Origin of the sequence: Halobacillus sp. A1-3, assembly GCF_050971765.1 — a bacterium.
GTDB classification, from domain to species: domain Bacteria; phylum Bacillota; class Bacilli; order Bacillales; family Halobacillaceae; genus Halobacillus; species Halobacillus mangrovi_B.
Map to the genome: position 1 here is coordinate 240532 of NZ_JBPCEO010000006.1, position 26618 is coordinate 267149.

Below are 26618 nucleotides of genomic sequence, written 5' to 3' on the forward strand. Positions count from 1 at the left end.
GAAAAGAGTCAAGTTGTCTTAAGTAATTCCAAGCATAAACTTCTTTCCCACTGCATTTACCTATAGGGGGGTGTCAGATATGGTCATTTTTCAAAAAGTATCATCTATTGTTTGGAGAGATGAGTTAATCCCAACTATAGAGAATTATTCTAAGACAATGCGGCTAGTAGTTGGTGCCTTATTAGGTTCGATAGCCGTTATTTTTCAATCGGCGGGGGTTTTCACTGGCGTTGGTTATTTACTGAGCATGATGAGCACTGGTCCTCTTGTACTCGCCTGCTTAATGGCACTTAGAATAGGTGTGATGACTTATTTAGTTACCATATTTCTATTAGCCATTCTTCAGCCAAGTGAGCTATTGGTGTTCCTATTTACTACAGGGATATTAGGGCTCAGTTTAGGCATTGGTCTCAAGTATTTTAAGAGAAGCCTATTTATTATTCCATTTGCAGCTTTATGTTTGACACTAGGTATCAGTATATTGTTATTTGGGTTTAAATTTTCGATACTGGGACCATCGATAAAATCGGACTTTAATAGTATGGTTGTGTTAGGAACATTTGTCTTTTCCTTAATGTATAGCTGGGTTTGGAAAAAATTGAGCATATCTGTTTTCAAGGTCTTCAACAAAGTTATTTCTCGCAGGTTATCCCAACGTAAATAAGGTTTTAATACAGAATTCTTAAACGGGGTAATTACTTGAATAATAAAAAAAATAATCGTCAGCACCGTCTTTGTTTTATTGATCACGACCAATCCCAGGCTTCTATACGGAGGAACAATAATAGGAAAGACAGGAGTTGATCAAAAGTATCATATTCCTTGAGAATTCTTTTGATAGGCTAGAAAGCTTTGTTCAAAATGCAGAAAATGAGGGTTTCACAATGAGTGAGTCCAAAAACATGAAGATTTTTAAATCGCTTTTGATGGTCAAGCAATGCAGGTGGTTGAAGGTCTAGAAGAATATCGCCATGACGAATCTTTAAACAACAGGGTTGAACACGCCCAGGTGAGTTTTTGGCGGGAATTTCGTCGTGCTCTTGAAAAGGAAGAAGTGGATCAAGATTTTTGGAATTCCGTAGCCTATTTTAAGAGAGTAACGGAAGAGCTTAAAGAGGAATTTGATTATAGCAATTGATCTAAAGTTCGAACTGTCTATTTTGTTGGTGATCGGAATTAATAGATACATAAGACCCACTAGTGTGAATGATAAAGTTTGCTAGAAATTCGAGTTATGAAGAGCGATCATTAGTAATATAAAAGGAGGGTTACCATGGTTGTCTTGATCTATATGGTAATAAGTATAGGTGTTGCATTCTTTTTAGGAATCATTCCAGAAAGATTTGGCGCCACATTGTTGTTAGGTGCAATTTTGGGTGTATTACTAGGTATCTTCCATCAACTTACCAAGATTCATACATACCTAAGGACTGATTCGAATAATAATAAATCCTTTCCTAAATCAAGTAAAATACCTATACGTAAGTAAGGAGAAAAATTTAATATCGAGTATTTGATTTTTACAAATAGATTGATGACCCTAAGACTTTCATAGTCTACTTAACTGAAAAAGTCATTTTAAAAACCGTCCAGAGTTATTCACCCTGGACGGTTTTTGGTAATCAACTTCCTGTATTCTGCTTCTTGTTCTCTTCTACGGCTCTCAGCTTCTGGTTTTCACTCGTAGTTTCATCTTCCTTGTCACTGTTTCCGTTTACCAAATCACTCGTTGCACTTTTAAACTCTTTGAGTGTACTTCCAAATGCGCGACCGATTTCAGGCAGTTTTGAAGGGCCAAAAATTATTAAAGCGATTACTAACACTAGAATTAACCCTGGTATTCCAATATTTGTTAACATAAAATCCGCCTCCTGTTAATGTTATAGAATAGGCATGCCGTTGCGTTCGAACGCGGCAGCTTCTAGGTCTGACATTCCTTGCAGCTCTGCAAACGCAGAAAGGTTGTCCGATACTTTTGGTGCATAAGCTGATGGTGGTGCCGCATGTCCCATCAATCTTCTGCGAGCTGCGTTTTTTTTCTTAAAAGGTCCCCAGATGGCAAAGGTCATTCCAGGAGATTGGACATTAATAAAGAATGTTCGGCCATCAGTGGAAAATGTTGGTCCAGCAAGCTCAGAGTTATTCATTTTATTTTCAGCGAATACGTAACTTTCCCCTTCTGGTGTTATACCAATAACACGGTCAACCCCTCCACCGTCTTCGGCAATCCACAAATCTCCCCATGGGGTGATGCAGATATTATCCGGCATTTCCAAATCATTTTGGACTGTAGATTCATAGAATAGCTCCAGCGTATTGGTAGATGGGATATAGCGATAAACGCGACCTAAGCTTTTCTCTCCAGCAGACGTATCATCAAACCAGAAGACTCCGCCTTCGAAATAGGCTCCTTCTAAACGACTGAAAGCAATACATCCTTTTTTTCCAGCATCAAGTGTCGGTTTGTCAGGATCTACATCTTTCCAGACAATATCGAATTTCCGACCGGTATAGAATTCGCTTGTTTCATTTGTACTCATTTCTTCGATCGCTGCTGCTTGAAGCTGGCCTCCCTTTTGCAATGCGCCTGCCCGCTGGCTGCGATCTTTCGGAATGAAACGATACAAGTAGCTTGGCCCAGCGTCTTCTGTCAGATAAACAATTCCTGTAGCAGGATCGATCGCTGTGGCTTCATGAGAAAAAGCTCCCATATCTCGGATTGGAGTTTTGGAAAGTTTGTTCTCTGGATTATGCGGATCTACTTCAAACACATAGCCGTGGCCTTCCTCCAATGTTTCTTCACAAGTAAGCCATGTCCCCCAGGGTGTTGGTCCGCCCGCACAGTTACGGATTGTTCCTGAAGAGGAAACATATTCTTTCCTTATTTTACGGTCCGGGCCAACAACTAATGAAGTGGTTCCCCCTGTTTCTTCTCTGCGGTAAGGGTTTTTCCCAATGACCGGGTATTGAGTGTTTCCGCTTAACTCATGGTTCCGAACTAATACGGTTGAGTTATTAGGGCCAGCATAAGCAGCCATTCCATCGAATTTAGCAGGAATGGGTCTGCCGTCAGAGAGCTTTCCGCCTTCTTCTGAAATAATACGATACTGAAAACCGTGTGGGAGATCCATAACACCGCCTGGATCTTTAACGAGCGGACCATACTTGCCTGTAGCCTTGCTATTCTTCGCTGTGCCGGCAAACACTTTATTTTCACCAAAAGACATTAAACCAGTGGTCCCTAAAGCCAGTGCAGCGGTGCTCATTCCAGTTGCTTTGAGAAAATCTCTTCGATTCATATGGGGTTTATTCAAACCGATAACCTCCTATTGATTGATTCCATTAGGCGACATTAGATTCTGCTGACTGAGTAGCCAGACGTTTTTTATAGGCGATGGTGGAGCACGAAATGCTGATTTCATATAAAAGAAGTAAGGGTAGAATCACAAGCACATCTGATAGAAAATCAGGTGGTGTAATCAGCACGGAAATAACAATCAGCAAAAAGTAGGAAACTCTTCTTGATTTTTTTAATTTAGCTGGATTTAAAATTCCCAGGACAGTAAGAAAAACGATAACTAAAGGCATTTCAAACAATAATCCAAATGGTACAGTCATGTGCAGCATAAACCGGAAGTACTTTTCCGCTGTGAACATGGTTTCAAACTGTCCTTCCGAAAGAGCCGTTAAAAAATTTAAAACAATTGGGAAAAGAAGAAAATAACCAAATGCTATGCCAAAGATGAATAGGAAGAATAAGGCTGGGATAAAACGTAAGGTTACTTTCCTTTCCGTCTGACTAAGACCTGGAGCGACAAACCGCCAAATTTGATAGGCGGCTACAGGGATGGTTGCAGCTAGGGCGCATACGGCGGCAATCATTAAATAAACCCATAAAATTTCACTCGGTCCAAGAATCGCAAGCTTCATATCTAAGTCTCGAATCAGCCATTGGTAGATAGGCTTCATAAAGGCAAGTCCAGCAATTAGGAAGCCGATAAAAGCGAGGACTGTTTTAATTGCCCTGCTGCGTAACTCTTCCAGATGGCTGATCATCTGCAGGTTGCGATCTTCCATTGCACTTTCCTCCTTGGTGTCGACCATTTACACTACTTGCTATTAATTCATTTGCTTCTGCTTACCTTTATGTTCTTGTTTTTTATGGGCGCGGTCATGTGCTTTATGACGATCTTCTTCCACTTCAGAAGATTTCTGTTTCCCTTGAGGAACGGTTGTTGTTGCTACTTCTTTTAGTCCTTCAGGGTCTTTTTGGTAAACAAAAGAAGCTCTAGTAGAAATATCTGCCCCAGGAGTTGTGACAAATGGAACTACACGGTAATCCGTTCTCCATTGACTTGGTGTGACATGGCAGCGAACATAGCCCCTGAAATCATTGAAAAATTTAATATGATCGTTCTGGTCAAGGATCCGGTCTGTGTCTGCTCGTTTGTCCGCACCGTTTCCGCCTGAAGTGATCGATGTTCCGACAAATTCAGCACCAAGCATCTGGGAAGCTGGATCATCAAAGTCAGCAAGGATGTTCGATGCCCAGTTGGCGTGAACATCTCCAGTTAAGACAATAAAATTATCCATGTCTTTTTTACGGGCGAAATCAGTAATGCGCTCTCTTGCAGGTGTATAGCCGTCCCAGCCATCCATGCTGTATAACGGCTGCTCAGGGCTTGGACCATAGTTTCTTTTAGCAAAAAAGATTTGTTGGGCAAGGATATTCCAGGACGCTTTTGAGTCATCCAGATGATTAAGGACCCACTTTTCCTGCTCGTCTCCTAACAGTGTACGAGTAGGATCCAGGGATTCCTCGGTCTGTGGTGAGCTTTTATCTCCATTGGCCTGATCGGAACGATACTGACGGGAATCAAGAACCATAAAATTCGCTAAGTTCCCATAAGAGAATTGCCGGTATAACTGCATGTCAACTCCATCAGGCATGGATGATTGACGTAATGGCATATGTTCATAATAGGCTTGGTAGGCTGCTACTCGCCGTTTGACGAATGCTTCGATAGACTGGCCTTTTTCGGGAATCATATCCGCATAGTTGTTTTCAACTTCATGGTCATCCCATGTGACGACCCAAGGAAAAGCCGCATGAGCTGCCTGCAAGTTTTTATCTGAACGGTACTGGGCATGACGGTTACGATAATCTTGCAGTGATCTAATTTCCGGTCCTTTATGTGTTCTTACATTTCCTGTGCGCGAGACATATTCGTTAGGGCCGTATTCATAAATGTAATCCCCAAGATGGAAGACAAGATCAAGATCTTCCTTAGCCATATGTTTATAAGCGGTATAGTAGCCATGCTCATATTGCTGGCAGGAAGCGAAAGCAAAAGACAGGCTTGTAACCTCAGATCCTTTGGCTGGAAGGGTTTTTGTCTTTCCAATTGGACTGAGATCCTTCCCGACCTTGAAACGGTAGTAGTATGCCGTATTCGCTTCGAGGTTTTCTACTTCTGCATGGACAGAGTGTGCGAGCGCCGGGCTTGCAACCTCTGTACCGCGCTGTACGATATGACGGAAATGTTCATCTTTGGCTATCTCCCATTTGACAGGAATTTTCCGGTCCTGCATCCCTCCTCCGTTTAAAGGATCTGTTGCCAGTCGTGTCCATAAAACCACACTATCCGATAGAGGATCTCCGGAAGCTACCCCAAGCAAAAACGGGTATTCTTGAAACTCGACTTCTTCTGCAGAGATGGAGATTCCACCCATTGATTGGGCAATCACCATTCCTAAAGAAATGCTAGCCACCTTTCCTGCTCCCTGAAGGAAGCTTCGACGGTCGACACCTTTATGTAAGGTCTCTTCATTAAGCTTTTGAATCCAATCTCCCATTTGCCTTTCCTTTGTCATTTGGAATGCTCCTTTCGAAAAGCGTTTAATGAATGTAACAACCCATACTATAGAGAGTGTTTTTGAATTTGTTGTAAATAGATGTAAATAAAGGAGAAATAAGGTTGGGTGATTTGGACTAGGGTAATGGAAGTAGGTTCTGGTCTTGGAATTAAAATAACCGTTAAATAAAAGAAATTTCATCCAAATTCGTCACTTTTCCTTACTCATTATGGCCCATTTTTTTTAACAGTGGGAAAAAGAAATCTAAACAAATAAATTCATTCACTCTGAATCTTTAAAAATAGCTATCGTTTATATACATGCATAGATAAGTCGTGGTTTTTATGTGGTTTATTCACGTTTATGTTTTTAAAACAGAATATTTTGAAAACGGTTACATTTCTGTTGCTCTCTTTTACTATGAAATACAAGATCAAATTAATTAAGAAGGAGAGAGCGTTGATGAAGAAACTTTATTTGTTTGCTATTTTATTTTTTCTCGCTTTTATGACGGCTTGTGGAAGTGAAAATGCAAGCTCAGAAAATTCCGGTGACGGAGAATGGACACCACAGAAGCCGATCGAAATTGTGGCTCCTAGTGGTGCAGGTGGCGGATGGGATACAACCGCCAGAAGTGTCGCAAAAATTATGGAAGACGAAGGGATCATTAAAGAAGATATCGGTGTCGTCAATAAGCCAGGTGGCGGAGGTGCTGTTGGATGGTCATATATCAACAGTACAAATAACCCGCACAACCTTTTTGTATCGTCCCCGCCACTGATCTTTGTTCCGTTGAATGGTCAATCGGATTTATCTTATGAAGACTTTACTCCGCTATCTAACCTTATTGCTGACTACGGGGCATTTGCGGTAGCGAAAGACGCTAAATGGGACGGGCTTGATGAATTGTTTGAAGACATGAAAGACGATCCGAGCAGCGTAACGGTCGTAGGGTACTCTTCGCCTGGTTCTATGGATCACATGCAGTTTGTAGCTTTAGCGAAAGAAGCTGGTGTGGACATTAAAAAAATTAAATATGTTTCTGCTCAAGATGGTGGGGCGTTGACCCAGATTCTAAATGGAAGTGCTGACGTCTTCTCAACAGGTGTAGCGGAGACAGTTGAGCAAGTGAAAGCAGGTAAGATTAAAGTTCTTGGTGTCACATCAGAAGAGCGGCTTGAAGGAGATGTTATCTCAGAATTCAAAACAGCGAAAGAGCAAGGGATCGATGCGACGTTTGTAAACTGGAGAGGGTTCTTTGGACCGAAGGATATGGATCCGGCAGCCGTTAAATATTATGAAGAAAAATTCAAAGCGGTCAGCGAATCAGAAGCCTTCGCAGACATCCGTGCTAAGTACGGATGGGATGAAATGTATATGAACAGTGAGGAATATAAGAAATTTTTGAAAGAACAGACGGAAGAGCTTGGCAGTCTATTAGAGGAACTTGGTCTTGGAAAATAAGGTTGGGACAGGAGGAAGGCCTGCTTGGATGCAGGCCTTTTCTCAAAACTAGATAAGAAGGTGATGAACGTGATCAAAACGATGAATCAAAAAATTAGCGTCTTTCTTATTTTGTTTGGCGCTGGTTATTTGTATCTGACTTATAACCTTAAGGAATATCCATACGTTCCGATTGACTCTGACTTTATTCCGAGAGCTCTAGGATTTATTTTAATCGGATTGGCGGTTTTCTTGTTTTTTGACAAGTCATCAGAAACTGATGAAGAAAAGAAAAAACGTTCGGTACCGAAAAAAGAAATTCTCGTTCTACTTGCTGTCGGAGGCATGATTTTCGCTTATATATTCTTATTTGAGATCCTCGGGTTTTTGTTAACAACTGCTCTATTTGTATTTTTCTGTTCGTGGTTCTTAGGTTATAAAAATTGGGTGAGTAATGTACTTGTTTCCATCATTTTTCCTTCAGCTCTTTATTATCTTTTTAATTACTTACTTCAAATTCGTCTACCTCAAGGAATATTACCATTTTAAAGGGTGTGGATAAATTATGGCACTAGACGGTCTATTAGAAGGATTTCAAGTCGCGTTTAGTTTACAAGGAATACTGTTTGTGCTAATTGGTGTGGTGACTGGTACGTTAATCGGAATGATGCCCGGATTAGGTCCTATCAGTGCGATTGCGATCATGATTCCTGTCACGTACGGAATGAACCCGTCAACGGCCTTAGTTATGATGGCAGGGGTGTATTATGGGGCCGTCTTTGGAGGATCAACTTCTTCCATTCTATTAAATGCGCCGGGGATATCAGGAACGGTGGCGACTTCGTTTGACGGTTATCCGATGGCTCAACGAGGAGAAGCCGGAAAAGCGTTGGCGATTGCAGCCATTTCTTCGTTTACTGGAGGAACGATTTCTGTCATTTTGCTCATGCTTTTTGCTCCAGCGCTCGCACAAGTGGCCGTTTCCTTTGGTCCACCACAGTACTTTGCCCTCATGTTTTTAGGACTGACGGCTATCGCAAGTTTGTCAGATGGATCAACCATCAAGGCATTGATTTCTGCGACGATTGGCTTCATTGTTGCGACCATTGGGATTGATGCCCAGACAGGTACCAACCGATTCACGTTTGGTAATCCGAATTTAATGGAAGGCATCGACTTTTTAGTTATAGCCCTCGGACTTTTCGCCTTGGCAGAAGTATGCTTTTTAATTCTGAACAGGAAAGACCGTTCGTTAAGTAAACAAAGTGACATTGGAAATCTAAGATTGAATAAACAGGATTTCAAAGAAATGAAAGGACCAATGTCGCGACAATCATTTCTTGGTTTTCTGCTTGGCGTACTGCCTGGTGCTGGTGCCACGATTGCTTCTTTTATTGGCTATATTACGGAAAAGCGATTGTCGAAGAAATCCGATGAATTTGGAAAAGGATCTATCAAAGGTCTTGCCGCTCCGGAAACGGCTAACAATGCAGCGACAAGCGGAGCCTTTGTGCCTCTGTTGAGTTTAGGGATTCCAGGTTCCGGAACAACAGCTGTCATGCTAGGTGCTTTTCTCGTTCTTGGGATTCAACCAGGTCCGTTGCTCGTACAAGATCACCCGGACGTCTTCTGGGGAATCATTGCCAGCATGTATATCGGAAATGTTTTCTTATTGATTCTGAACTTGCCGCTCATTCCTTACATCGCGAAAATATTGAAAATATCACGTCCATTATTAATTTCATTAGTCATCACGTTCAGCTTGATCGGTGTGTATTCGATTAGTTTCAGTACGTTTGACCTGTATTTACTTCTTGCATTTGGTCTAGTCGGATACTTGATGCGGTTGTTCTCATTTCCTGCTGCGCCCTTTATTTTAGCGTTTATCCTTGGTGGAATGATGGAACAGGCATTTCGTCAGGCGCTTACCGCTTCTGGGGGAAGTATGATGGTGTTTGTGAAGGATCCTATTTCGATCTCCTTGTTTGTAGTCAGTCTATTGTCGTTTATCGTTCCATTCATTCGTAAGGGTAAAAAAGAAGAACATGTGGTAGATGAAGAAGAACAGCAATATCGTGCGAATTAGTTGCTGTTCTTTTGGAAAATGAGGATATCAGCGAAAGGGAAAGTATATCGGCGAATGACGATATATATCATCAATTGCTGAAATATATCAGCGAAATTGTGATTATATCAGCGAACTCGCGAAATATGAAAAAAATCCTAAAAGTAATCCTCTTTTTGAGTAGGAAATATATCCTGTTTTGTCATTAATTGAAGGAATATTCCAAATTTTGTTGACACCGCTTACATTTGCACTTATAGTAATGATTAACAAGTTAAGCATGTGACGGAGATGAGGAGACTCACACAGAATCAGTACTTTTACCAAAAGTACGCTATTCCGTGTGGGTCTCTTTTTTATTCAAAAATGCATGTGACTTGGAAAACTTATAGAGGAGTGTGGCTCATGTCGGAATTTGTTGCAGAGCTTATTGGCACAATGATTCTGATCATTTTTGGTGGAGGCGTTGTTGGCGGTGTAGTTTTGAAGAATTCCAAAGCTGAAGGTGCCGGATGGGTCGTTATTACGATTGGATGGGGACTTGCTGTTGCGATGGCGATCTATGCTGTTGGTAGTTTTACTGGTGCTCATATCAATCCTGCGGTAACGCTTGGTCTGGCATCCATTGGTGATTTTCCATGGAATAAGGTTCCGCTCTATATCTCGGCTCAGATGATTGGTGCATTTATTGGTGCTTGTATCGTTTTCCTTAATTATCTTCCACATTGGGACAAGACAGAAGATCAAGGTGCAAAGCTTGCTGTCTATTCTACAGATCCTGCTGTACGTAGTCCTTTTTCAAACCTTTTAAGTGAGATGATTGGGACGTTTGTGTTGCTAATGGGGATTCTATTTATCGGCGCGAATGAGTTTACCGAAGGGTTAAATCCACTGATTGTCGGCCTATTAATTGTTGCAATCGGTATGTCTCTAGGTGGTGCGACAGGGTATGCGATCAATCCAGCACGTGACTTAGGTCCGAGAATTGCTCACGCTCTTTTGCCGATTCCTAGAAAAGGCGGTTCAGATTGGGGATATGCGTGGATACCAGTCGTTGGACCTATTTTAGGTGGTGTTTATGGATCCGTTTTCTATCAAGCTATTTTCGTTCAAGAATACTCCGCTGCGTTCTGGATCCTGACCCTTCTTGTAGCCGTGATTGTGGTAGGAGCTGCAACATCAGAACTGAAAAAAGGCAGCACAGTAAGTGATAAAGTAGAACAAAAAATCAGCTAAATTAAATTTTATATAGAGGAGAGGATTTATTTATGACAGAACAGTACATTTTATCGATTGATCAGGGGACGACGAGTTCAAGAGCTATTCTTTTCGACCAGTCTGGGACGATTGTAGAAACAGGACAGAAAGAATTCGAGCAATTTTTCCCTAAGCCGGGCTGGGTAGAACATGACGCTAATGAGATCTGGACATCTGTTCTAGCTTGTATAGCAGATGTATTAAGAAAAGCAGATGTGGATCCTTCTCAAGTTGCTGGTATTGGTATTACGAACCAGCGGGAAACAGCTGTCGTTTGGGACAGACATACGGGAAAACCGATCTATCACGCGGTAGTCTGGCAGTCCAGGCAAACAGAGGATATTTGTAAAGAATTGCGCAGTGCCGGCCATAATGACTTGTTCAGAGAAAAAACTGGCTTACTACTAGATCCATATTTCTCTGGTACGAAAGTAAAATGGATGCTCGACCATGTGGATGGGGCAAGAGAAAAAGCGGAAAACGGCGATCTTATGTTTGGCACCATTGACACATGGCTCGTGTACAAGCTATCTGGAGGCAAAGCCCACATCACAGATTACTCCAATGCTTCTCGTACATTGATGTACAACATCTATGACCTCAAGTGGGATGACGAGCTGCTTGATATCCTCGGTGTTCCAAAATCAATGCTTCCAGAAGTAAAATCCTCCTCTGAAGTATATGCAAACACTGTTGACTATCACTTCTTCGGTCATGAAGTACCAATTGCGGGGATCGCAGGTGACCAGCAGGCAGCGTTATTTGGCCAGGCTTGTTTTGAAAAAGGAATGGCAAAAAATACGTACGGAACTGGCTGCTTTATGCTGATGAATACAGGGGAAGAAGGTGTACCATCAGAACACGGTCTTTTGACTACGCTTGCCTGGGGGCTTGATGGAAAAGTTGAATATGCTTTGGAAGGAAGTATTTTTGTAGCGGGTTCAGCTATACAGTGGCTAAGAGATGGTCTGAAGATGATTGAAAACGCTCCTGATACGGAAGACTATGCAACGTCTGTTGATTCTACCGATGGCGTGTATTTAGTCCCTGCCTTTGTTGGATTGGGAACTCCTTATTGGGATAGTGATGCACGTGGAGCGGTCTTTGGACTAACCCGCGGAACAACGAAAGCTCACTTTGTCCGCGCGACACTGGAGTCCCTTGCTTATCAAACGAAGGACGTCCTGGACGCCATGATTGCAGACTCAGGCATTGATTTAAAAGCTTTGCGTGTCGATGGAGGAGCCGTTAAGAATAATTTCTTGATGCAGTTCCAAAGCGACATCCTTGGTGTGCCGGTGGAGCGGCCAGTCGTTCAGGAAACGACGGCTCTTGGTGCAGCGTTCTTAGCTGGACTTGCTGTCGGGTACTGGAAAGATAAAGAAGAAATCAAAGCACAGTCCACAAATGATCGCACGTTCACTGGTGAGATGAATGAAAGCCAGCAGCAAGAATTGTATAGCGGATGGCAGAAAGCGGTTGAAGCGACAAGAAAATTCAAGTAAACAGCTAACACCAATGACAGGCACCTTTAATGATGGAAGGGTGCCTGTTTTCATACTTAAAAAAAGGTGGAGGAGAAATCAATGAAGAAGCTAATCAATGACCCTAATGATGTCGTCACAGAAATGCTTGAAGGGATCGTGTCAGGTTATCCTGATTTGATGAAAAGAGTGGAGGGGACGACAAGCATTGTTAGGAAAGATGCTCCGGTAAAAGGTAAAGTGGCCCTTGTCAGCGGAGGGGGAAGCGGTCACGAACCTGCCCATGCTGGTTTTGTTGGGCAAGGAATGCTGGATGCGGCTGTGGCAGGGGAAGTCTTTACTTCACCTACCCCAGACCAGGTTTTGGAAGGGATTAAAGCGGTCGATGGCGGGAAAGGTGTCTTATTAGTCATTAAAAACTATACAGGTGATGTGATGAATTTTGAAATGGCAGCTGAATTAGCGGAAGCAGAGGGGATCAATGTAGAGAAAGTCGTCGTTAATGACGATGTTGCTGTGGAAGACAGCTCCTTCACAACCGGACGAAGAGGGGTAGCAGGCACTGTCTTTGTTCATAAATTAGCGGGAGCAAAAGCCCAGGCTGGCGGTTCGTTATCTGAAGTCAAAGAGCTAGCTGAGAAAGTGATTGCTAATGTCCGCTCCATGGGTGTCGCATTAAGTCCGTGTATTATGCCGACGTCAGGTGAACCTGGTTTTGAACTGGCAGATGACGAAGTGGAAATGGGAGTAGGTATTCACGGTGAACCAGGTACGGAGAAGAAGAAACTTGCTTCTGCGAACGAAATCGCTATGGAACTCACTGAAAAAGTTTTGCCGGAATTGGAGTTGAACCATTCAGATGAAGTAGCTGTTATGATAAATGGTATGGGAGCGACACCTGAGATGGAGTTATACGTTGTTAATTGCAAAATTCAAGCGATCTTATCTGAAAAAGGTGTTAAGGTGCATGAAACATTCATCGGTGAATACATGACATCGCTGGAAATGGCCGGCTGCTCGCTAACTGTTTTGAAATTAAACGATGAACTAAAGGAACTGCTGGATGCGCCATCCAAAGCACCAGCATTTCGAAAGTAGGAGGTTTTTTGATGGAACTTAATGTGCAGCAAGCGGTAGACTGGATGATTTCTGTTAACGAGAAAATTCAGGAGCAGAAAGATTATTTATCTCAGCTTGACCGTGCCATTGGCGACGGAGACCACGGCATCAATATGGCACGCGGTTTCCAGGAGGTCGCCAACACCCTTCCTAATGATGAGTTTGAAGAGGTGTCCGATGTTCTGAAGAAAACGGCCAAGATTGTTATGTCCAAAGTAGGAGGGGCATCCGGCCCCTTGTATGGTACCGCTTTTCTAAAAATGTCTATGGCGAGTAAAGGATCCAACGTTGATGGTGAGACATTTGCAAAGATGGTAGAAGCTGCTGTTGAAGGCCTCAAACAGCGCGGGAAGTCAAAAGAAGGAGAAAAGACGATGATCGACGTTTGGTCTCCCTTGCTCGATGATTTGAAGGAAGCATCCGAAATTGATGGGGAAAAAATTAGACAAGCTGTCCACTCCGCCATGGAAGCAACCAAAGATATGGTCGCCACAAAAGGACGGGCCGCGTATTTGAAGGAACGCTCAAAAGATCACCTGGATCCAGGATCAGTATCTTCCTATTATATATTTGAAGCCTTAGCAGAAACATTGGAGAAAGGGTGAGGATCCATGGCTAATGTAGATATAGTGCTCGTCTCTCATAGTGGAAAAATAGCTGAAGGAATACGGTTTTTGATAGAAGAAATGGTTGGCGGTGTATCGGTTCAGGCCGCTGGCGGAAACGAAGATGGTGGGATCGGTACAAGTTTTGATAAAGTTCATGAGGCCATCAAGAATGTCGGCGAATCCGGTGCAGTGGTTTTCTACGATTTAGGAAGCTCGATGATGAATGCGGAGATGGCCATCGAAATGCAGGAGCTTCAGCATGTCCACTTGTCCAACGCACCAATAGTGGAAGGGGCGTATTTAGCCGCTGTTGAATCGAGTGTCGGGAAATCAGTTGATGAAATTTTAGAGGAGTTAGAGAATGAATTTGGAGGAAAAGTAAATAAGTAGATTTGAAGAGGTCCTCCGTGTGCTGGAGGTCCTCTTTTTATGGAAGCAGCATGGGGAAGGGGAAATCGCTTAACTCTTCTAGTGAATCAACCAAATATAACAGTTTATCAGCCAAATGGAAGAAAAATTCGCCACGCGCCGTTTTTTTATCATTAATGATCGAAATTCAGTTTATAGACTCTGCCTCTATTTTCACCGGTGTATTATCTTCCAAACTAAAAAATCCCCTCCACTTAAATGGAGGGGACTAAAGTATTACGCATGAGCAAGCTGCTTGAATGCTTCACGAACTGGGACATATTCATAACCAAGGTCACGAGCTACTGCTTCGTATGTCAATTTGCCGTTCGCCGTATTGACACCTTGCTCGATTGCTGGATTTTCAATCGCTTTTGTTACACCTTTTGATGCAATTTGGATCGCATAAGGAATCGTCACATTTGTCAATGCAATGGTTGCTGTTCGTGGTACTGCGCCTGGGATGTTAGCGACTGCATAGTGCAACACGCCGTGCTTTTCGTAAATTGGGTTGTCGTGTGTTGTGATATGATCAACCGTCTCAAAGTTGCCGCCCTGGTCGATCGCGACATCAACAATTACAGAGCCCTCCTTCATCGATTTAACCATGTCTTCAGTTACGAGTTTCGGTGCTTTTGCTCCTGGGATTAAAACGGCACCGATCACGAGGTCTGCTTCTTTTACAGCTTCTGCGATATTAAACGGATTCGACATAAGCGTCTGAATATCAGATCCGAATTGGTCATCAAGCTCACGAAGGCGATCCGGGTTTAAGTCAAGAATTGTTACGTGGGCACCAAGTCCGATCGCAATTTTAGCTGCATTCGTGCCGACGATTCCGCCGCCGATGATGACCACTTTCCCACGGGAAACACCAGGTACACCGCTTAAAAGGATTCCTTTTCCGCCGTAGGATTTTTCAAGATATTGTGCTCCGACTTGTGTCGCCATGCGCCCAGCGACTTCACTCATTGGTGTAAGCAGAGGTAGCTTATTGTTTGCTGTTACCGTTTCGTAGGCAATTGCTGTCACTTCGTTCTCTAACAGTGCTTCTGTTAGCTCAGGTTCAGCTGCCAAGTGAAGGTATGTGAATAGGATTAGTCCTTTTCGGAAGTAGCCGTACTCAGCTGGAAGCGGCTCCTTCACTTTCATGACCATCTCTGCTTGCGCCCATACATCGGAAGCGTTTTCAATAATTGTGGCACCAGCTTCTTTATATTCCTCATTGGTAAAATTACTGCCCTCTCCTGCGTTCGACTCGATAAGGATGGTGTGGCCAGCTTTTATCAAGTTCACGACGCCTGATGGAGTGATCGCTACACGGTTTTCGTTGTTTTTAATCTCTTTTGGGATTCCGATAATCATGGAAAAGGTCCACCTTTCGTTTTGTTGTTTGTAACGAAAGTATAGCCTGCCTCTTTTTATTTTTGTTTAGTGAAATATGAAAAAATAAACGGGAGGGTTTGTGTAAAATCACAAACCCTCCCGCTCGTTTTCTTCTATTAATAGATCTAAGTAGAGCATGGTTTTCTGGTTGGCGTCCTTAAAATCAACGTTTCCGATTTCCCTAATTCGCTTTAATCGGTAATTTAATGTATTTGTATGAATGTGCATATGTGCAGCGGCTTTGTGAACATTGCTGTTTTGTTGTAAAAATACTCTTAATGTTTCGAGAAGCATGGAGTTATGCTTGTCATCATAGTCACGGATTTTCTCAATCGTGTCATTTCGATAGTTTTCCCGTTTTTGAAGAGCAGACAATTCGTTGATGAATTGATAAACACCAAGATCCTTGTAACTGTCGACATCGGCAAGAGGCTCAGGGTATTCTTCTTTCAGCTCAAGTACTTTTAAAGCCTGTTTGTAGCTTGCACTTATGGCTTCAGGGCTGTCGTAGATGAGACCAAAAGCCGCCCGCATATTTTCAAATCCGAGGCGCTCTTTCATTTTTTGAGTAAAATCACGAATGAAAGCCTGGCTTACTTCTGCCGCATCGACCTTGTTGTCTGTGCGTACTAATAAGATCAGCTGATTATCATCAAAAAGGCGTGTGACGACACGTGTTTGATGCAGCGTTTCTGTGAGGTAGTAGGCATGACGCTCAACTGATTGGCTCATCTCTTCAGTAAATTCAAATACAGCCACACAAAGCTGCTCTTGAAGGGAGAGGTTAAATCGTTTTGCGTGCCGGTTAATTTCCCCTTTGTGACGTAACGTGCCTGTTAAAAGCTGCCAGAAAAATTCTTTTTGATTCTCTTCGGTTTTTCTTTTCTTAGCTTGCTGGCGGAGTAAGTGGTGGCTGACGAGCTGTGATGCATCTTTCATTTGCTGCAAGTGGTGAGCGTCTATTTGAATATCGTTTGTTTGGGCCCAGATGAAGCCCAGGATTTCTTTATTTTTACGAACGGAAATGGCCACACGGTTTCCAAGCCCGATCTCACTAATTTTATTAATAACGATCGGTTCACTACTTTCAAAAAGATGAGACATGATGCCCTGTTTCCACAGTCCATTTACAACGTGTTCAGGCACCTTCCTGCGCATGATAGTAGCGGTACGTGCATCATCCACATTGGTTTCGTGTTTGCTGTAAGACACGATCCGATGGTTGGCATCCTCAATTGTTACCGGACAGCCTAAGTTTTCGGCGATGCGATCCGCTAATCCTTCCGGGGAGTCGAATAAGTCTTTGAAAGAGTTGTTTGGATGTAGGGAATGACTCATAGCTGTCGCTCCTTCAAGTTCAAGTTAGCCTTATTTTATCATTGTTTACGGAAAAGGGGCATCCCTCTTTTTGCTTGATAAGAATGCTGAATATTGCCATAATTATCTTCAAGTAAAAGCATAAGGAAAGGGGAAAGACAGGTGAAGTACCTCCGATATAAAAAAGATGGGGAAGTTTGTTTTGGTGTATTGGAAGACGATAGGATTACAGAATTAGATGGAAATTACATAGAAGGAACGGCAGAGCAGACTTCTATTACGTTAAGTGTGGACGAGGTGACGATTTTGCCGCCTGTGGATGCAGGTCAGGTGATCGGTATTGGTTTGAACTATGCTCTCCACGCAGAAGAACAAGGAAAGCCCCTCCCTGAAGAGCCAATGATGTTTATGGTCTCTCCGAGCTCAGTGATTGGGGAAGGCGAAAAGATTGTCCTGCCGACATTAGACCACCGAATTGATTATGAAGCTGAACTTGGTATCGTTATTGGTAAAGAAGCCAAAGACCTATCTAGAGAAAATGCACTATCTTATGTTTTCGGCTACACATGTGGAAATGACGTGTCTGATCGTCATCTGCAGAAAAAAGATGGACAGTATACGAGAGCAAAATCCTACGCTACATTTAAGCCACTTGGTCCTGTCATTGAGACGAATTTGAATCCAAATGACGTGGGTATCAGCCTAACGTTGAATGGAGAAACGAAGCAGGAATCAAGGACGTCTGATTTAATTCATAAGGTTGAAGATGTACTCGTGGAAATTACAGAAGTGATGACGCTTAAACCTGGCGACGTCATTTTGACAGGGACTCCGTCTGGCGTAGGCCCGTTGTCACCAGGTGATCAGGTAGAAGTAGAGATTGAAGGAATCGGTAAATTAACAAATCACGTTCAAAAATAAAAAGATAGCCGGAGTAACCTATCTCGTGGTGGCTCCGGCTTTTTTATGTGGTTTAGTGTAAAAACGCCCTCTCCTCAGGTCATCCAGAATCTGGATGACCTGAGGATCCAGGATATGGTTTTTCTTTATAATTGGGTTACACTGCTCTATAATTGGGACAACACTGAGGAAAGGTGATGTTTTATGAATAACCAACAAATACAGCAATACCTGACCACTAACCAAAATAGAGCACGACTCCTTGTCAGCTGCCCGGACCAGCCGGGGATTGTTTCAGCTATCTCTACACTGTTGAGAGATCATGGAGCCAATATTGTAGAATCAAGCCAGTACACTACTCATCCTGTAGAAGGCACCTTTTTCTTGCGTATCGTTTTTGAAGCAGATGATATGAAGGCAAAAGAGAATGAAATTAGAGATGCGATCACTACCGTTGGGGAGGAATTCTCCATGCAGTGGCGCTTGAATTTTTTACACGAATTAAAGAAAACCGCGATCTTTGCCTCCAAAGACACCACTTGTCTTCGTGAGTTATTATATGAGTGGGAAAGTGGCGATCTTGTCACAGATATTTCTCTCGTTATTAGTAACCATGAGACAGGTCGTGAGCTGGTTGAATCCTTCGGCATTCCTTTTTACTACATACCAGCGAATAAAGATATCCGTAAAGAAGTGGAGGCCAAACAGCTTGAGCTGATGGAGGAATACGCCATCGATCTTATTGTTCTTGCCCGGTACATGCAGATCCTTACACCGAAGTTTGTTGCGACCTATCCTTCAAGCATTATTAATATTCACCACTCGTTCTTGCCCGCATTTGTCGGAGCAAGCCCTCACAAGCGAGCCTATGATCGCGGTGTGAAACTGATCGGTGCAACCTCTCACTACGTGACCGATGATTTGGATGAAGGTCCAATTATCGAACAAGACGTCATTCGAGTAGATCATCGGAATAACGTGTCTGATCTGAAAAAGAAAGGCCGCTTAATTGAACGTAGTGTACTTGCCCGCGGAGTGAAGTGGCACCTTGAGGACAGGGTCATTGTGAATGAGAATAAAACGATCGTTTTCTAAAGGGGGATTTGATGAAGAAACTTTTGTTGACAGGGTTTGAACCCTTTCTCGACTTTTCCATTAATCCTACACAGAAAATAATCCGAGATCTAGACGGCGAAATGATCAATGGCTTTCGTATTAGCGGAAGAGTCTTAAGTGTTGATTATGAAAAGTCAGGGGATGAGCTTCTTCGACATATTGAAGAAGTGCAGCCTGATGCCGTGCTTTCACTCGGTTTAGCCGCAGATCGTCACAAAATCACTCCTGAGCGCATTGCGATCAATTGTGACGAAAGCAAAGAAAGAGATAATCGGGGAAACACTCCTTCTGGTAAATCCATTATTGAGAATGGACCTGATGGCATTTTTTCAACGTTACCTATTAAACGAATTGTGGATGACTTAAATACAGCCGGATTGCCTGCAGAGATATCGAATACTGCAGGAACCTATTTGTGTAACCATGTGATGTATCAGGGGCTGTATTACTTTCAGCAGCAAGAGACGGAGATTCCCTGTGGGTTCATCCACACGCCTGCGTCTCATGAATTAGCTGTGGAACACAGGGACTTGCCAAGCTGGTCCCAGGCGGATTTAACTGAAGCGGTGAAACAAGTCATTGGTATTATTTAATCTATCTTTGTTTGAACCAACTAATAAGATCTCTACAGTTCATATTCTGCAAATAGAGAAGCTGCTGAAATTTTTCAGCAGTTTTTTTAGTCAAAAATTCGTCGTGTTTATATGTCCTCGTTAATAAAAAATAAAATTTGATTCGACATTAAGCATTCTTCTAATCTGATAAAAATTCTCTTACCCTTTGACAGAACCAGCCGTCATACCACCCGATAAAGTACCTTTGCAAGAAAACATAGGCAATGATCATTGGAGCAGAAGCAATCATAACTCCTATAAATAACATAGGGAAATTAGTCATGTATTGCCCCTGAAATTCTAGTAAAGCAAGCGGTAAGGTTTTGTACTCATGTTTTGTAATAAACAGAAGTGGATACAATAAATCTTCCAGTGCATGACAAATAATAAAATGGCTGTAGCAGACAATGAAGGCAGCGATAGGGGAAGAGCGATTCTCCTGTACACTTGCCAGTTGTTCGCTCCATCAATGGTACAGGCCTCAAACAACTCTTTAGGAATTGTTTTCATGAATCCTGTTAAGATGGACACTGCAACAGGGAGAGTAACAGATATGTTCACAATCATTAATCCGCTTAACGTATTGGGTAGATTTAAATCGTAAATCAATGAATAAAGGAGGATCATATTTACCTGCGCGGGATCCATCATGCCTAGGGTAAACAACCCGAATAGAAAGCCACCCATTCATTTTAATATCCCCCTTATTAATTAGCATAACAACATTCCTGCGTTAGTTAATAACGTTGTGATCTTTAACGTCGTAATCACTCTTTAAAATATTAATAACGCTTTCATTGTTTCTCATTATATATATCATCTAACAGTTTTTGCGATGTTTTTTTGAAAATTATGAAAATAAACAGCCATAGAACAATTAGCTGTGTAGAAATGATATGGGGAAATCAAAAACATTTGGTGAGAGATTTAGCTTTGGTAGATCTTCTGAATGTGCGACAGATTAAGTAGGAACATTCGTTTATTTTAACTTTTTTGAAAATTCCACTTGCTATTATGAATGCGTTTCCATTAGAATAGAGAACAACGAAAGATAGTGATGTTTAATTAAAGGTCGATACCTTTTGTTGGGAGGTACATATGTTAGAGAAATTGAGGAAACAGAACACCAATTTGTTTATTCGACATGTTCAAGAAGAATCCTTCACTAAATATGGTCGAGTGCTTGAGGATTTTCCTTCCTATAAAGCACTGGAAGATGTGATGAGATCGATTCCAATTCCGGAGGAGGGGAACCAATACCAGCCTTCAGTAGAGTGTTTAGAAATTGAAGCGTTCAAAAAAATAGTTGAACGTAAATATTACGGAGCCATGGATATCCAAATCGGTTACTGTAATGGTACCAATTCCAACTTAGGAGGTTTGGAGTTTCACAAAGGGAGTGAAATCAACGTAGCTTTAACCGATATGATCTTATTGTTAGGCCATTACAATCACCTCTATAAGAATATCTTTGAAACTAAGTTTTTGGAAGCGTTTTATATACCTAAAGGAACTGCCCTCGAAATATTCCAGACGACGCTCCATCTTGCCCCATGTAAAGTAGCTGAGAATGGATTTAAATGTCTTGTGATTTTACCGAAAGGAACGAATACAACCATAGATCATCAAGAAAAACAAGAAGACCCATTATTGTTCATGAAAAATAAATGGCTTCTTGCTCACGAAGAACACGAACGTTTCGTCTCACAGGGAGCCCATATAGGCATAAAAGGTCCTAACGTTTTTGTTCAATACCTAAAATAAAAAATTTGGAGGAGTAAGAATAATGAGCATTGCTTTTACACTGATTACATGCGTACTCTTTATGGCACTAGTAGGTTGGATCTCTTATCGTAAAGCTAAAGGACAAGTGAATGACTCAGACGGATATTTCTTAGCGGGACGTGGATTAACGGGTGGGTTTATTGCAGGAAGTTTATTACTGACGAACCTATCAGCTGAGCAGTTGATTGGGTTGAACGGACAAGCTTATCGTACGAATCTATCAAATATGGCCTGGGAAGTTACTGCACCGATCGCAGTAATCGTTATGGCTCTCATCCTTTTGCCGAAATATCTCGGTGGCGCCTTTTCTACACTTCCTGAATTTTTAAGTACACGTTTTGACGATGGCGTCAGAAGATACATTGTTGTTTTATTCATGCTTGGGTATGCGTTTGTAACCATTCCCTCTGTATTGTATTCCGGAGCTTTAGCTGTACTGAAATTGTTTGATGTTCCTGGTTTACTCGGTATTTCTTTTGAATCCTCGGTTTGGCTGGTTATTTGGGTGATTGGAATTATCGGGGCCATTTATGCCATATTCGGTGGTTTGAAAGCGGTTGCGGTTTCGGATACTTTAAACGGTATTGGATTGTTAGCTATTGGCTTAATGATTCCTGTTATTGGTTTGTTCGTTCTAGGGGATGGCAACTTCTTTCAAGGATTTAAAACGATGGCAACAGAAAATGCAGATAAATTAAATGCCATTGGAAGCAGCAAAGACTCTGTTCCTTTCTCCGCCATATTCACTGGAATGATCTTTATGAATATGTTCTATTGGGGGACTAACCAGTACGTAATTCAAAGAGCGCTTGGAGCTAAGAACCTGGCTGAAGGTCAAAAAGGGGTGCTATTTTCAGGTTTCTACAAACTGGTTGTTCCAATTCTTATGATGATTCCTGGTGTTATTGCATTTCATCTATATGGTTCTGGCATGCAAACCGTTGATTTAGCTTATCCTTCAATGGTCACGAATTTAATGCCTACCATTTTCTCTGGGTTGTTTTTAGCTGTACTGCTTGGAGCGGTATTCTCAAGCTTTAACTCTCTATTAAATAGTGCAGCAACGATGTTTGCCTTAGATGTTTATAAACCTGGTTTCAAACCAGATGCTTCCGATGAACAGCTGATTCGCGTAAGTAAATTCTTTGGAACAATTTTAGCACTCGTTTCCTTTTTTATATCCCCTATGCTCATGAGTGCGCCTGATGGACTATGGGATATTATTCGTAAGTTCACAGGGTTTTTTAACATTCCAATTATAGCTATTGTCCTTGTAGGAATTGCTTCTAAGTTTGTTCCACCACTTGGTGCAAAGATTGCTGTCATTTTCCACGTCGTTACCTATTACATGCTGGTTTGGGGATTAAATCAATTATTCGGTATTGAAATCACCATGAATTTTATTCACATCTCAGCTATATTATTTGTCATTGAAGTTGCAATCATGTTGATAGTAGGCTATATTCGCCCGCTGTCTAAACCATATTCGTTTGCCCATAATCCTAAAGTGGATATGGTTCCGTGGAAATATGCCATTCCTACAGCTATAGGGCTTTTAAGTTTAATTGTATTCACCTATATCGTATTCTCTCCAATTGGACTGGCTTATCCTGATGCAGTTGTTTCTAACTGGTTCTGGGCAGCTTCTGGTGTTTGGTTAGGATTTACAGCCATCTCCCTTGTCTACGCGATTAAGAGGTGGGAGAAGAAGTATTCAAATGTCTTGCAAACTCAGCTGAAAAGAGCTGCTAACTAACTTTTGAAAATTTTAGGAGGGTTCCTATATGAGCACAAATGTTCAAGAAGGACTGAATGTCCATGTTAAAGAGAATGAATTTAAAATAGAAGTGGAAGGTCGTACACTGCTTCATCATACTCAATCCTCTCCTTGCATTTATGTAGGTTTAGGGAAAGAAAAGGTAGAGATGTATCGGGGCAATTATGATATTGAAGATTACGTGGAAGAACGTTTTGGTCTTAGATACGCTAAAGTTGAAGAAGAAGAGACTGGATTTACCATTCAGCTAAAACGCTCACCAGAGGATACTGATCATTTAACCATGCATGTAAACTATGAAAATCAAAATCTTAAGATTGATTTTTCTGGAAATTATGATCATTATAATCGTTTTTGGATCCGTATTGTTGCAGAACAGGAAGAAAAGGTGTATGGATGCGGAGAACAAATGTCTCATTTGAATTTGAGAGGAAAGAACTTTCCGCTCTGGACATCTGAACCTGGGGTGGGACGTAATAAGAAAACTTATACAACTTGGCAGGCCGACCTCCATGATAAAGCGGGCGGAGATTACTACCACACTAATTATCCGCAGCCAACTTATCTTTCTACACAATTGTATTTTTGCCACATAAATACAACAGCCTATGCGGATTTTGATTTTCGTAATGACCTTTTCCATGAACTTCAAGTTTGGGAAGTGCCTCAACAACTTATGTTCGAGTGCGGAAACGACTTTAAAGACCTTGTTTCTCGTTTGACAAAGCACCTGGGACGTCAGCCAGAATTACCAGAATGGGTGTATGATGGCATTTGGCTAGGAATGCAGGGAGGAACAGAGGCCGTACAAACTAAAATTGATCGAGCTATAGAAAAAGGAATCAAGTTAGGGGCTGTCTGGGTTCAAGACTGGCAAGGGAAAAGGGTGACTTCGTTTGGCAGAAGGTTAAACTGGGACTGGAAATGGGATGAAAATGAGTACCCCCAACTGGATGAGAAACTAAAAGAATGGAAAGCTCAAGGAATCCAATTTCTAGGTTATATTAATCCTTATGTCATTTTAGATGGGGCTCTTTATAAAGAAGCTATTGAACAGGATTACCTTGTTCATAATCAAGCAGATGAAGTTTACTTGGTTGACTTTGGTGAGTTTGATTGCGGAATTGTTGATTTAACAAACCCTGCTGCGTTCGCATGGTATAAAGAGGTAATCCAGAAAAACCTAATTGATTTTGGCCTAGACGGGTGGATGGCTGACTTCGGTGAATATTTGCCTACGGATGCAAAGCTGTACAATGGAGAGCCTGCGATGCTCATGCACAATGCTTGGCCGATGTTATGGGCTAAAGTGAATTATGAAGCGATCGAAGAAGCAGGAAAACTTGATGACATCATCTATTTTATGAGGGCAGGATACACTGGTAGCCAGAAGTATTGCCGTCTTTTATGGGCAGGTGATCAAAGTGTAAATTGGGACCTTGATGATGGAATAGCTTCTGTTATTCCAGCCGCACTTTCCGCAGGGCTTACAGGCAATGGACTTCATCATAGTGATATTGGTGGTTATACAAATCTTCACGGGAATAAGCGTACAAAAGAATTGCTGCTTCGCTGGGTAGAGTTATCTGCGTTCACACCTGTTATGCGAAGCCATGAAGGGAATCGTCCAACGGATAGTTTTCAGTATGATCATGACGATGAAACTATCGAAAGTTTTGCAAGAATGACAAACATCCATGTTGAATTGTCACCATATCTGAAGGAATTAGTTAAAGTGAATGCTGAAAAAGGAATTCCTGTCCAACGACCGTTATTTATGGAATACAAAGACGACTCCAAAACTTATGATATTCAGTATCAGTATATGTTAGGGGAAGATTTGCTTGTTGCACCTGTATACGAAGAAGCTAAAGAGGCATGGACCGTTTATCTTCCAGAAGATGATTGGGTTCATTTATGGAGCGGAGCAGAGTATCAAGGTGGAACAGTAGAAGTGGAAGCACCAATTGGAGAGCCACCGGTATTTTACCGTAAAGCGTCCAAGTATTACGACTTATTCAGTAACATCCGACATAATCATCCAATAAAAAATAACATCACCAAAAGGTAATAACCTTTAACAAAAGGTAGTAATGTATGGTATAGTGAAAGAAATTAAGTTAAAGGTGGGACCGGATAATGAGTATGAGTGTTTTGTACGTACCAATTGGAAGGAAGACATTCGATTTAGAGGCTGGAGAAGTTCAAAGACAAAAGAGCTCTGAGATGTTAAAAGAGTTAGAGGTATCATTGATTGAACCGGAAGGGATCCTTACTTCACCTGATGAATTAAAAGATTTTTTGAAAACGGTCCAAAAAGAAAAGGTTGTTACAACTATTTATCAAAGTGTAACGTTTGCTGATGGCGAATTCGTAGAAACTTTAATTAAAGAAGTGGATGCCCCAGTTGTGGTTTGGTCCATTCGAGAACCAAGTATTAACGGGCGGCTGCGCTTGAATTCACTTACTGGAGGGAATAGTACGAGTCACGTGTTGAAGTGCGCAAACCACCCGTTTTCCTTCTTGTTTGGAAACCCAGAAGAAGCTCAAATTCGGGGCCGCTTGACGAAGCATTTGAAAGTACAGAAAGTGATAAACGATCTAAAACAATTTAAAGTTGGAGTAATAGGCGAGCATCCTCCTGGTTTCTTTTTCTCGGGAACGAATGATGATCTCCTACATAAGCAGCTTGGGGTTGAAGTAAAAGAAGTCGACCTCATGAAAGCTTTTGAAGAATCAAAAAAACTTACAGAGGAAGAATGGGAACATGCTGTTGATCGTGCGGAGAAGCAAGTTATTGGACTAAATCGCAATGATGAAACGGTACAGCGTTTTGCGCAGTTCACCACTTATGTTGAATCTATTATTAAAAAAGAAAGTTTAACAGGTCTTGCTATTAGATGCTGGCCGGAATTTTTCAATGAACTTGGAGCGGCCGCGTGTTCAACGTTATCTCAATTTACCGAAGACGGAATCGTCTCTGCGTGTGAGTCTGATATACACGGCTCAGTTTCCATGTTTATTTTACAGCAATTAAGTGGTGGAAAAGCACCTTACCTTGGAGATATGGTCCATGTAAATGAAGCGAGCAACTCGGTCGTTTTCTGGCATTGTGGAGCTGGGGCTTATTCCCTAGCACATCCGGACCAAGGAGCGAAGCCAGGGGTACATCCTAATAGGAAGTTAGGATTCACAATGGAATTTGGATTAAAGCCTGGGCAAGTGACTATGTTCCGAGTAGGTTACACCCCCGAAGGATTCCGTCTCTTAGTAATGAGAGGAAATGCCCTAGATACCCCGAAGCGTTTTAACGGTACATCCGTGGAAGTTGAATTAGAAACAGAAATAAATGAAACGTTATATAGCTTAATGGAAGAAGGTTTCGAACCGCACTATGCTCTTGTTTATGAAGACGTCGCTGATGAATTAGTTGAACTTGGCCGACAATTGGGGCTTGAGACCATTGTCTATAAGAATGAATAA

25 protein-coding genes are annotated in these 26618 nt (G+C 41.9%); 17 read left to right on the forward strand and 8 right to left on the reverse strand.

Features of this window, described 5'->3' with window-relative positions; genetic code table 11:
• The first annotated feature begins 79 nt into the window (after window positions 1-79).
• Both ACRYKC_RS12545 and ACRYKC_RS12550 read left to right on the forward strand, forming a co-directional pair.
• On the forward strand, window positions 80-664 hold the full coding sequence (locus ACRYKC_RS12545) for a hypothetical protein (RefSeq protein ID WP_433807070.1): 585 nt from the start codon (window positions 80-82) through the stop codon (window positions 662-664).
• Between the two features lie 273 nt (window positions 665-937).
• The gene (locus tag ACRYKC_RS12550) at window positions 938-1138 is read left to right on the forward strand and encodes a hypothetical protein (RefSeq protein ID WP_433807071.1); all 201 of its coding nucleotides are present in this window, start codon (window positions 938-940) and stop codon (window positions 1136-1138) included.
• 484 nt (window positions 1139-1622) lie between these two features.
• Here the strand turns inward: ACRYKC_RS12550 and ACRYKC_RS12555 are convergent, their stop codons facing one another.
• The 4 genes from ACRYKC_RS12555 to ACRYKC_RS12570 are packed head-to-tail and all read right to left on the reverse strand — an operon-like array spanning window position 1623 to window position 5874.
• Window positions 1623-1859, reverse strand: a complete 237-nt coding sequence (locus ACRYKC_RS12555; protein WP_433807072.1) for a twin-arginine translocase TatA/TatE family subunit — start codon at window positions 1857-1859, stop codon at window positions 1623-1625.
• A 21-nt stretch (window positions 1860-1880) separates the two neighbouring features.
• Window positions 1881-3314: an alkaline phosphatase PhoX gene (locus ACRYKC_RS12560; RefSeq protein WP_433807073.1), complete on the reverse strand. Its 1434-nt coding sequence runs from the start codon at window positions 3312-3314 to the stop codon at window positions 1881-1883.
• Between the two features lie 28 nt (window positions 3315-3342).
• On the reverse strand, window positions 3343-4077 hold the full coding sequence (tatC, locus tag ACRYKC_RS12565; RefSeq protein ID WP_433807074.1) for a twin-arginine translocase subunit TatC: 735 nt from the start codon (window positions 4075-4077) through the stop codon (window positions 3343-3345).
• A 42-nt stretch (window positions 4078-4119) separates the two neighbouring features.
• Window positions 4120-5874 (reverse strand): alkaline phosphatase D family protein, encoded by a 1755-nt coding sequence (locus tag ACRYKC_RS12570; protein WP_433807075.1) that lies wholly within the window; start codon window positions 5872-5874, stop codon window positions 4120-4122.
• 444 nt (window positions 5875-6318) lie between these two features.
• Here ACRYKC_RS12570 and ACRYKC_RS12575 point away from each other — a divergent pair, with 444 nt between their 5' ends.
• From ACRYKC_RS12575 to dhaM, 8 genes are all read left to right on the forward strand, one after another.
• Window positions 6319-7320 (forward strand): tripartite tricarboxylate transporter substrate binding protein, encoded by a 1002-nt coding sequence (locus tag ACRYKC_RS12575; protein WP_433807076.1) that lies wholly within the window; start codon window positions 6319-6321, stop codon window positions 7318-7320.
• A gap of 24 nt (window positions 7321-7344) precedes the next feature.
• The gene (locus tag ACRYKC_RS12580; protein WP_433807077.1) at window positions 7345-7848 is read left to right on the forward strand and encodes a tripartite tricarboxylate transporter TctB family protein; all 504 of its coding nucleotides are present in this window, start codon (window positions 7345-7347) and stop codon (window positions 7846-7848) included.
• 16 nt (window positions 7849-7864) lie between these two features.
• Window positions 7865-9385 (forward strand): tripartite tricarboxylate transporter permease, encoded by a 1521-nt coding sequence (locus tag ACRYKC_RS12585; RefSeq protein ID WP_433807078.1) that lies wholly within the window; start codon window positions 7865-7867, stop codon window positions 9383-9385.
• A gap of 384 nt (window positions 9386-9769) precedes the next feature.
• Window positions 9770-10600: an MIP/aquaporin family protein gene (locus ACRYKC_RS12590; RefSeq protein WP_433807079.1), complete on the forward strand. Its 831-nt coding sequence runs from the start codon at window positions 9770-9772 to the stop codon at window positions 10598-10600.
• Between the two features lie 32 nt (window positions 10601-10632).
• Entirely contained in the window at window positions 10633-12126 is a 1494-nt protein-coding gene (glpK, locus tag ACRYKC_RS12595; RefSeq protein WP_433807080.1) for a glycerol kinase GlpK, read from the forward strand.
• Between the two features lie 81 nt (window positions 12127-12207).
• Entirely contained in the window at window positions 12208-13203 is a 996-nt protein-coding gene (gene dhaK, locus ACRYKC_RS12600) for a dihydroxyacetone kinase subunit DhaK (RefSeq protein ID WP_433807081.1), read from the forward strand.
• A gap of 11 nt (window positions 13204-13214) precedes the next feature.
• Window positions 13215-13829 carry a dihydroxyacetone kinase subunit DhaL gene (gene dhaL / locus ACRYKC_RS12605; RefSeq protein WP_433807082.1) on the forward strand — a complete coding sequence of 205 codons (615 nt, stop codon included), beginning with the start codon at window positions 13215-13217 and terminating at the stop codon, window positions 13827-13829.
• A gap of 6 nt (window positions 13830-13835) precedes the next feature.
• Window positions 13836-14222, forward strand: coding sequence for a dihydroxyacetone kinase phosphoryl donor subunit DhaM (dhaM, locus tag ACRYKC_RS12610; protein ID WP_433807083.1), 387 nt, complete (start codon window positions 13836-13838; stop codon window positions 14220-14222).
• Between the two features lie 255 nt (window positions 14223-14477).
• Here dhaM and ald read toward each other — a convergent pair whose 3' ends face one another.
• Both ald and ACRYKC_RS12620 read right to left on the reverse strand, forming a co-directional pair.
• Window positions 14478-15605 (reverse strand): alanine dehydrogenase, encoded by a 1128-nt coding sequence (ald, locus tag ACRYKC_RS12615; protein WP_433807084.1) that lies wholly within the window; start codon window positions 15603-15605, stop codon window positions 14478-14480.
• 108 nt (window positions 15606-15713) lie between these two features.
• Window positions 15714-16964: a PucR family transcriptional regulator gene (locus ACRYKC_RS12620; protein WP_433807085.1), complete on the reverse strand. Its 1251-nt coding sequence runs from the start codon at window positions 16962-16964 to the stop codon at window positions 15714-15716.
• A gap of 141 nt (window positions 16965-17105) precedes the next feature.
• On the opposite strand from ACRYKC_RS12620, the gene ACRYKC_RS12625 reads away from it, so the two are divergent.
• From ACRYKC_RS12625 to ACRYKC_RS12635, 3 genes are all read left to right on the forward strand, one after another.
• Window positions 17106-17864 (forward strand): fumarylacetoacetate hydrolase family protein, encoded by a 759-nt coding sequence (locus tag ACRYKC_RS12625; protein ID WP_433807086.1) that lies wholly within the window; start codon window positions 17106-17108, stop codon window positions 17862-17864.
• Window positions 17865-18047: 183 nt separating this feature from the next.
• Window positions 18048-18938 carry a formyltetrahydrofolate deformylase gene (gene purU, locus ACRYKC_RS12630; RefSeq protein WP_433807087.1) on the forward strand — a complete coding sequence of 297 codons (891 nt, stop codon included), beginning with the start codon at window positions 18048-18050 and terminating at the stop codon, window positions 18936-18938.
• Between the two features lie 11 nt (window positions 18939-18949).
• Window positions 18950-19552: a pyroglutamyl-peptidase I gene (locus ACRYKC_RS12635; RefSeq protein ID WP_433807088.1), complete on the forward strand. Its 603-nt coding sequence runs from the start codon at window positions 18950-18952 to the stop codon at window positions 19550-19552.
• Window positions 19553-19712: 160 nt separating this feature from the next.
• Here the strand turns inward: ACRYKC_RS12635 and ACRYKC_RS12640 are convergent, their stop codons facing one another.
• Together ACRYKC_RS12640 and ACRYKC_RS12645 are read right to left on the reverse strand one after the other, a co-directional pair.
• The gene (locus ACRYKC_RS12640) at window positions 19713-19856 is read right to left on the reverse strand and encodes a hypothetical protein (RefSeq protein ID WP_433807089.1); all 144 of its coding nucleotides are present in this window, start codon (window positions 19854-19856) and stop codon (window positions 19713-19715) included.
• 17 nt (window positions 19857-19873) lie between these two features.
• Window positions 19874-20260, reverse strand: coding sequence for an ABC transporter permease subunit (locus ACRYKC_RS12645; protein ID WP_433807090.1), 387 nt, complete (start codon window positions 20258-20260; stop codon window positions 19874-19876).
• 411 nt (window positions 20261-20671) lie between these two features.
• Between ACRYKC_RS12645 and ACRYKC_RS12650 the strand changes: the two genes are divergently transcribed.
• The 4 genes from ACRYKC_RS12650 (at window position 20672) to sftI (ending at window position 26618) form a co-directional block, all read left to right on the forward strand.
• Window positions 20672-21337 carry a DUF4867 family protein gene (locus ACRYKC_RS12650; protein WP_433807091.1) on the forward strand — a complete coding sequence of 222 codons (666 nt, stop codon included), beginning with the start codon at window positions 20672-20674 and terminating at the stop codon, window positions 21335-21337.
• Between the two features lie 22 nt (window positions 21338-21359).
• Window positions 21360-23114 carry a solute:sodium symporter family transporter gene (locus ACRYKC_RS12655; protein WP_433807092.1) on the forward strand — a complete coding sequence of 585 codons (1755 nt, stop codon included), beginning with the start codon at window positions 21360-21362 and terminating at the stop codon, window positions 23112-23114.
• 28 nt (window positions 23115-23142) lie between these two features.
• Entirely contained in the window at window positions 23143-25206 is a 2064-nt protein-coding gene (locus tag ACRYKC_RS12660) for an alpha-glucosidase (protein WP_433807093.1), read from the forward strand.
• Between the two features lie 68 nt (window positions 25207-25274).
• Complete coding sequence (sftI, locus tag ACRYKC_RS12665) at window positions 25275-26618, forward strand: sulfoquinovose isomerase (RefSeq protein ID WP_433807094.1); 1344 nt, start codon at window positions 25275-25277, stop codon at window positions 26616-26618.